This window comes from Stenotrophomonas sp. A3_2 (assembly GCF_036624925.1).
GTDB lineage: Bacteria > Pseudomonadota > Gammaproteobacteria > Xanthomonadales > Xanthomonadaceae > Stenotrophomonas > Stenotrophomonas hibiscicola.
In genome coordinates this window covers 83,277-90,453 of sequence record NZ_JAZKVY010000257.1, presented here as the reverse complement: position 1 = coordinate 90,453, position 7,177 = coordinate 83,277, and the positions used below count along the sequence as shown (strand labels likewise).

7 protein-coding genes are annotated in these 7,177 nt (G+C 67.7%); 4 read left to right on the top strand and 3 right to left on the bottom strand.

Annotation, left to right across the window (positions count from 1 at the left end; translation table 11 throughout):
• Positions 1 to 47 precede the first annotated feature (47 nt).
• Positions 48 to 1,118: a sensor domain-containing diguanylate cyclase gene (locus tag R5H29_RS11855; RefSeq protein ID WP_134729404.1), complete on the top strand. Its 1,071-nt coding sequence runs from the start codon at positions 48 to 50 to the stop codon at positions 1,116 to 1,118.
• Between the two features lie 162 nt (positions 1,119 to 1,280).
• Complete coding sequence (locus tag R5H29_RS11850) at positions 1,281 to 2,441, top strand: AAA family ATPase (protein ID WP_111101998.1); 1,161 nt, start codon at positions 1,281 to 1,283, stop codon at positions 2,439 to 2,441.
• 30 nt (positions 2,442 to 2,471) lie between these two features.
• Here the strand turns inward: R5H29_RS11850 and R5H29_RS11845 are convergent, their stop codons facing one another.
• Positions 2,472 to 3,419, bottom strand: coding sequence for a DMT family transporter (locus R5H29_RS11845; RefSeq protein ID WP_010486385.1), 948 nt, complete (start codon positions 3,417 to 3,419; stop codon positions 2,472 to 2,474).
• A 78-nt stretch (positions 3,420 to 3,497) separates the two neighbouring features.
• Here R5H29_RS11845 and R5H29_RS11840 point away from each other — a divergent pair, with 78 nt between their 5' ends.
• Positions 3,498 to 4,112 carry a Pr6Pr family membrane protein gene (locus R5H29_RS11840; protein ID WP_332329213.1) on the top strand — a complete coding sequence of 205 codons (615 nt, stop codon included), beginning with the start codon at positions 3,498 to 3,500 and terminating at the stop codon, positions 4,110 to 4,112.
• On the opposite strand, the gene R5H29_RS11835 is transcribed toward R5H29_RS11840, so the two are convergent.
• Both R5H29_RS11835 and R5H29_RS11830 read right to left on the bottom strand, forming a co-directional pair.
• A complete protein-coding gene (locus R5H29_RS11835) occupies positions 4,033 to 4,908 on the bottom strand; it encodes a DUF72 domain-containing protein (protein WP_021203650.1) in 876 nt (291 codons plus the stop codon). The two genes, R5H29_RS11840 and R5H29_RS11835, sit on opposite strands and share 80 nt — an antisense overlap.
• Entirely contained in the window at positions 4,905 to 5,348 is a 444-nt protein-coding gene (locus R5H29_RS11830; RefSeq protein WP_134729408.1) for a VOC family protein, read from the bottom strand. Before R5H29_RS11830 ends, R5H29_RS11835 begins: the two co-directional genes overlap by 4 nt.
• 110 nt (positions 5,349 to 5,458) lie before the next feature.
• On the opposite strand from R5H29_RS11830, the gene R5H29_RS11825 reads away from it, so the two are divergent.
• Positions 5,459 to 7,018 carry a serine hydrolase gene (locus tag R5H29_RS11825; RefSeq protein WP_019659145.1) on the top strand — a complete coding sequence of 520 codons (1,560 nt, stop codon included), beginning with the start codon at positions 5,459 to 5,461 and terminating at the stop codon, positions 7,016 to 7,018.
• Positions 7,019 to 7,177: the final 159 nt, after the last annotated feature.

Here is a 7,177-nt window from a genome sequence, read left to right as displayed (position 1 = left end):
GCCGGCATCAGCTAGACTTTGCAGTGACCTGCCGGAAGTGACGCTGCATGATCAAGCCCGACAAGCCTGCCAACGAAGCCCTCCGGCTCGAGGCGCTGTACCGCTACCGGATCCTTGATTCGCAGCGCGAGAAGTCATTCGACGACCTGGTGGCGATCGCCAAGGCGGTCTGCGGTACCTCGATGGCGGCGGTGACCCTGATTGACGTCGAACGGCAATGGTTCAAGTCGATCCAGGGCATCGACGCGGCGGAAAACCTGCGCAGCGAATCGATGTGTGGCCACGCCATCCTGCAGCCGCACGAGGTCATGGTGGTCGAGGATGCGTTGCAGGACATCCGCTTCCACGACAACCCGGTGGTGACCGGCGACCCGCACATCCGCTTCTACGCCGGTGCGCCGCTGATCAGTTCCGATGGCCTGCCGCTGGGTACGCTGTGCGTGTTCGATGCACAGCCGCAGCACCTGCCAAGCGACAAGGCCGAGGCGCTGGCCGCGCTGTCGCGGCAGGTGATGCTGGTGATGGAGCTGCGCCGTTTCGCGCTCGACATCCAGAACCACATGCTGGAACGCGATGATTACGAGCGCCTGCTGTCGGAGTACCACGACGTGCTGCTGGCGCAGAACGCCGACCTGGCCGAGCAGAGCCGCACCGATGCGCTGACCGGCCTGCCGAACCGCCGCGCGATGGCGGCGGCGCTGGACGAGGCAGTGGCGGTGACCGGGGATCAGCCCGATGTGGCCTGCGTCGCGCTACTGGACATCGACCACTTCAAGCACATCAACGATTTCCAGGGCCACGCCACCGGCGACCGGGTGCTGGCCGAGCTGGGCACGCTGCTGCGCTCGCACTTCGCCGGCCGTGGCATGGCCGCGCGCTATGGCGGCGAGGAGTTCGTGGCGGTGATGCCGGCGACCGACCTGCAAACCGCCGAACTTCAGTGCGAGTTCCTGCGCCTGGCCGTTGCTGATCTGCCGCTGGGGTTCCCGGTCACGATCAGTATTGGAGTGGCCCAGCACCAGCCCGGTGAAAGCGTGGATGAGACGCTGGCACGTGCCGACAAGGCGCTGTACCGGGCCAAGGGCAAAGGCCGCAACCGGGTGGAACGGGCGGACTGAAACACGGCGGTTCGCGCGTTGAACGCATGCGACGCGTGGATGATTCGATGCCGCTCCAGTAGATCCACGCCATGCGTGGATGCTCTTCCCGTTTCACTTGGCGTCGCAGCTCCTGCGATCAGAACCGGCCAGCATGACGCCCTGTTTCCCCGGACGCCGCCCATGCTGCAGACCCTGGCCATCGCCCACTATCGTTCGCTGCACGGGCTCGTACTGCCGCTGCAGCAGTTGAATGTGGTGACCGGTGACAACGGCAGTGGCAAGTCCAGCCTGTACCGTGCCCTGCGCCTGCTGGCCGAGACCGCGCAGGGCGGCGTCGCGGCGGTGCTGGCCCGCGAAGGCGGGCTGGGCTCGGCGCTGTGGGCGGGTCCGGAAAAAATGGACCGTCGGGTTGCTGCCGGCGAAATCCCCCTGCAGGGCGGCCCACGCCAGGAATCGGTGGGATTGAAGTTGGGCTTCGCCACTGACGAATTCGGCTACGCCATCGATCTGGGCTACCCGCCGCCCAGTCGATCGGCCTTCGCACTGGACCCGCAGATCAAGGCCGAGGCGATCTGGGCCGGCCCGTTCCTGCGCAGCGCCAACCTGCTGGTTGATCGCCGTGGGGCAATGGTTCGGCAACGTCATGCGCGCGGTTGGGATCTGGTGGATGACCGGTTGTCGCTGTTTGACAGCCTGTTCACCCAGGTCGGCGATCCGCAGCGCCTGCCGGAAACCATCGCCCTGCGCGAGTACATCCGTCGCTGGCGCTTCTACGACCATTTCCGCAGCGACGCCGATGCACCGGCGCGGCAGCCGGCGATGGCCACGCGCACGCCGGTGCTGCATCACGACGGCCGGGATCTGGCGGCAGCCTGGGTGACCATTATCGAGATCGGAGACCCGGTCGCGTTGGCACGCAGCGTCGGCGATGCGTTCCCCGGTGCCACGGTCGGCTTCGAGGAGCTGGACGGTCGACTGGCCCTGCGCTTCCACCAGCCGGGGTTGCTGCGGCCGTTGTCGATGGCCGAACTGTCCGACGGTACGCTGCGCTTCCTGCTGCTGGCTGCTGCGCTGCACACGCCGCGTCCACCGCCGCTGCTCGTGCTCAACGAGCCGGAGACCAGCCTGCATCCGGACCTGCTGCCGGCGCTGGCGCGGCTGATCATCGCAGCCAGTTCGCGCAGCCAGGTATGGGTGGTGTCACACGCCAGCCGCCTGATCGCGGCGCTGGAACAGGCGCCAGGGTGCCATTCGCTGCATCTGTACAAGGAACAGGGCCGCACGCTGTTGAGCGGGCAGGGCCTGCTGGATGCGCCGGCCTGGCATTGGCCGCAGCGTTGATACGGGCGTCCACGCCATGCGTGGATGCATTCAATCGGCGATGTTGCGCGCCTCGGCCGTGCCAAGAATCTCCGGATGCTGCACCGGCTTGCGGCGGTTCAGCAGCGGATGCAGGAACACCGCGCCGACGATGATCGCCACGCCCAGGTAGAACCACGGGGTGACCTCGTGCTGCTCGCGCAGCAGCACCACCGCCAGCACCACCGCATAGACCGGCTCCAGGTTGGTCACCAGCTGCACCGTGTAGGCGCTCAGGTGGCGCAGTGCGACCAGGGCCAGGGCAAACGGCAGCAGCGTGCAGAACCCGGCCAGCACCAGCAGCAGGATGCCGTCGTGCAGGTCCGGGACCACCCACAACGGGCTGGCCAGCGCAGGAAGCAGGTAGGGCATCAGCGGCGCCAGCAGGGTCAGGGTGAGGGTGCCCGCACCCAGCTCCAGCGCGGTGACCGTGAGCGGATCGGCGTGGCTGACCATGCGCTTGTTGAGCGAGCCGAACACCGCCACCAGCAGCGCTGAGATCGCGCCGATCAACACACCCAGGCGCATGCCATCGGGCACGCCACCGACCACCAGCGCAACACCCGGCAGCACCGCCAGGCCGAACGCCAGCTCACGCAGCTGGAACGGCCGCTTGGCCACCCACGGTTCGATGATCGAGGTGAACACCGGCGCCAGTGCGATGCAGGTGGCAGCCACCGAGGCATTGGCCAGCTTCACCGCGCCATAGAAGGTCAGCCAATGCAGGGCGACCAGCGCGCCAATGCCGGCGTAGCCGGCGACCAGCCGCAGGGGCAGGGTGCGCAACCCGCGCCAGACCCGTGGCAGCAGGGCCAGCATCGCCGTCACCAGCAGCATGCGCCACCACACCAGCGGCAGTGCGGGCAGGGTGATCAGCTTGCCGAGGATGGCGGTGATGCCCCACAGCAGGACACAGAAGTGGATCTGCCACAGCGCTTTGCGGGTGTCGGGTGTGCTCATCGGCCTATTGTGAGGCAATCGCGCGGCCGTCGGCGATGACTGTGGCATGCTCGCGGCATCGACCCAGAGAACCGAGCCATGGCAGCCGATTGCTCCCTTCTGCGCGGATGGGCCGCACTGACTGCCCTGAAGGCGGCAGCCTCGCTGCTGTTGCAGTACCTGTTGCTGGTGCAGGGGCCGGGGGCGGCGGCCGGGATCGGCGTGGCGACGCTGCGTTTCTTCGGCTATTTCACCATTCTCAGCAACCTGGCTGTCTGCGTCGGATGTGGGTGGCTGGTCCTTGGCAGAGTGCTCAAGCCGGCGGTGGCGGCGAGCCTGGCGCTGTGCATCGGTGTGACCGCGTGCGTCTACGTGCTTGCATTGCAGGGGCTGTGGCAACCGACCGGGCTGCAATGGTGGGTCGATGCGGGCCTGCACTATGTCGTGCCTGCCCTGTTCCTGCTGGGGTGGCTGCTGCTGTTGCCGCACGGTGAGCTGCGCTGGCGCGCGCTGGGCGGCGTGCTGCTGGTACCGCTGGCCTACCTTGGCTGGGCGATGCTGGTCGCTGCAATGACCGGACAGGCGCCGTATCCATTCCTCGAACTGCAACGCCTGGGCCTGGCGGCCTTCCTGCTCAACGTGCTGCGCGTTGCGGGCGTGTTCGTGGTGGGCTGGACCCTGCTGTGGGGGCTGGACCGCTGGCGCCGTCGATGAGGCGCTGCAGGGCCATCGCTGCCGCCGGGTTGCGGGCCTTGCCGGCACCGATGCACAGCAGGTAGACCTCGCGCGGGGTTTCCGGGGCGTGCCCGGCCAGACAGGGCAGGTCGTCCACCGGCTCGCCGCGTGACCAGCGTCGCGCGCGTTCAGCCCAGCGCTGCTGCACGGGCGCAGGCAGGCCCTCTTTCAAGCGGGCCTGGCTGCGCTTGATCCGCGCGTAGACGAAGCCCGAACTGACGTCGCCGTGCAGCGGCGCCTCGTCGCTGTCCTCGATCACCAGTGCCACGCCGTGGCGGCGCGCGGCGGCGACCAGTGCGGGGCCATGTGCTGCGGCATTGCGGACCTCCAGCGCATGCTGCAGCGGCACCCCTTCCAGCTGCTTCGGCAGCTGCGCCATCAGCGCGTCCAGTGCATCGGCGTCGGCCGGGTGGCGTGGATCGAACTGCCACAACAACGGGCCAAGCCGGTCACCGAGCGCGATCGCTGCCTGCAGGAAGGGCGCGGCTGCCTCCACCGTGCTGGACAGGTCGCGGCGCTGCACCAGGTAGCGTGGTGCCTTCATCGCAAAGCGGAAGCCTTCCGGCGTCTGCGCGGCCCACTGCGCACACTGTGCGGCGGTGGGCGTGCGGTAGAAGGTGCCGTTGATTTCGATGCAGCGCAGGGCGCGGCTGGCATGGGCCAGCTCTTCACGCTGCGGCAGGCCCACGGGGTAGAAAACGCCGCCGCGCCATTCGGGAAACACCCAGCCACCGATGCCGCAGCGGATCTCCGCCTGCCGGGCGGTCGCGGTCACTGGCCGTGGTCCGTGCGCCACGGGTCGTAGCTGCCGAACCACCACAGATAGCCTTCCGGGTCGGCGCAGGCATAGCCACGGCCGCCGTAGTCCTGGTCGGCGATGTCGATGACGATGCGGGCACCGGCGGCCTTGGCCCGGGCGTAGTGCGCGTCGGCATCGGTGACGATCACGCAGGCACTCTGCGTCTGGCGGCCGCCGACCTCATCAGGCAACGCCGCATGCTCGCTCCACGCGCTCTGGTTGCTGGCCGAGCCCAGCATGATCATGCCGGTGCCGAAGGTCAGCTGCGCATGGAACACCGTGTCGCCGTCGGCATACACGGCCTGGGCATGGAAGCCGAAGGCGCGCTGCAGCCAGTCGATGGCGGCCTGCGCGTCGCGATAGCGCAGGCACGGAATGATGGTGGAGCCGTTGCTCGGTTGGCCGTTTCCGCCCATGACACCCCTCCAATGGCACAGGGCAGGGTGCGCCGCAGACCGTTACCATCCCGCGAAACCCCGGTGACGGCCTGCACATGGCCGCTACCCCTGTTCGGAGATCGTGCTGGATGAAACCCTGGATTGGAGGAGCCGTGCTGCTGGCGTGCACGACCATGGCGAGCGCTGCCACCCCGGCGCAGCTGCAGGAGCTGGATGCGACCGTCGAGCGCGTGCGCGCGCAGTTCGACGTGCCCGGTATTGCGGTGGCGGTGGTCAAGGATGGCGAGGTGGTGCTGGAGCGCGGCTGGGGCGTGCGCGAGCAGGGCAAGCCGGAACCGGTGCAGGCCGATACGCTGTTTGCCATTGCGTCCAACACCAAGGCGTTCACCGCCACTTCGCTGAACCTGCTGGCCGAGGACGGCAAGCTGAAGATGGATGACAAGGTGATCGACCACCTGCCGTCGTTCCGCATGTCCGATCCGTTCGTGACCGGGCAGATGACGATCCGCGACCTGCTGTCGCACCGCAGCGGGCTGAGCCTGGGTGCCGGCGACCTGCTGTTCTGGCCGGCCACCTCCTACAGCAATGCCGAAGTAGTCGAACGGCTGGGCAGGGTGCCGCTGAAGGGCGGTTTCCGCGAGAGCTATGCGTACGACAACATCCTGTACGCGGTTGCCCAGCAGGTGATCGAGCATGTCTCGGGCATGAGTTACCAGCAGTTCCTGCAGACGCGCATCTTCGACAAGGTGGGCATGACCGGCACGCGCTACAACGCCGATCACCTGAAGCCGGGCGACAAGGCCGCGGTCGGCCACGCCAAGTACGATTTCAAGGACCTGCGCACCGTTGCGCCGCTGACCTGGTCGAACAATGCCGGCGCCGGCGGCATCTATTCCAGCGCGCACGACATGGCGCGCTGGATGCAGGTGCAGCTGGCCGAAGGCAAGCTGGCCGACGGCACGCCATTGTTCAGCGAGAAGAGCCAGCAGCAGATGTGGCGGATGATCACGCCGCAGTCGATCCCGGCGCCGAGCGTGCCGGAGCTGGCACCTGCGCGGGCCAACTTCGCCGGCTATGGCGAAGGCTGGAGCCTGAGCGACTACCGTGGGCAGAAGCTGGTCTGGCATACCGGTGGCTGGCCGGGCATGGTTTCGCGGCTGACCCTGGTACCGGGCGAGAAACTGGGCGTGGTGGTGCTGACCAATCAGGAAGTGGGCGCGGCGTTCAATGCGATCACGCTGAGCGTGCTTGATGCCTACCTGGGCGGTGAAAAGCATGACTGGGTGGACGCCTATGCCAAGGCCGTGGCCAAGGGACAGGACAAGGCCGACGAGGCCTGGGCCAAGCACCAGAGCGCACGCGACAAGGGCAGCAGGCCATCGCTGGCGCTGGCCGGCTACACCGGCAGCTTCCGTGACCGCTGGTATGGCGACATGCAGATCAGCGCCGAAGGCAAGGGCCTGCGCCTGCGCTTTGCGAAGACCGCGCAGCTGAGCGGGCGCCTGGAGCACTGGCAGCACGACACCTTCATCGTGCGCTGGGACGACCGTTCGCTCAACGCCGACGCCTTCGTGAACTTCAGCCTGGACCCGGATGGCAAGGTGCGCGAGGTGCGCATGCAGCCGATTTCCGACCTGACCGATTTCAGTTTCGATTTCCAGGACCTGCTGTTCACCCCGGTGAAATGACGCCGCCGGGCGTGCCCCGGCGCTGACGTTTGACGAATCCGATGGGTAGTGCCGGCCGCTGGCCGGCCACTTCAGCTTCCCGGGAGGCGTCACAAGGTTGCCGGCCAGCGGCCGGCACGAACGCAGCCGCAGCGTTCGTCGGCCGGCGTACACATGCGG

Coding starts and splice junctions, on each gene's coding strand:
- R5H29_RS11855 (WP_134729404.1), top strand. CDS start 48: ATGATCAAGCCCGACAAGCCTGCCAACGAAGCCCTCCGGCTCGAGGCG.
- R5H29_RS11850 (WP_111101998.1), top strand. CDS start 1,281: ATGCTGCAGACCCTGGCCATCGCCCACTATCGTTCGCTGCACGGGCTC.
- R5H29_RS11845 (WP_010486385.1), bottom strand. CDS start 3,419: ATGAGCACACCCGACACCCGCAAAGCGCTGTGGCAGATCCACTTCTGT.
- R5H29_RS11840 (WP_332329213.1), top strand. CDS start 3,498: ATGGCAGCCGATTGCTCCCTTCTGCGCGGATGGGCCGCACTGACTGCC.
- R5H29_RS11830 (WP_134729408.1), bottom strand. CDS start 5,348: ATGGGCGGAAACGGCCAACCGAGCAACGGCTCCACCATCATTCCGTGC.
- R5H29_RS11825 (WP_019659145.1), top strand. CDS start 5,459: ATGAAACCCTGGATTGGAGGAGCCGTGCTGCTGGCGTGCACGACCATG.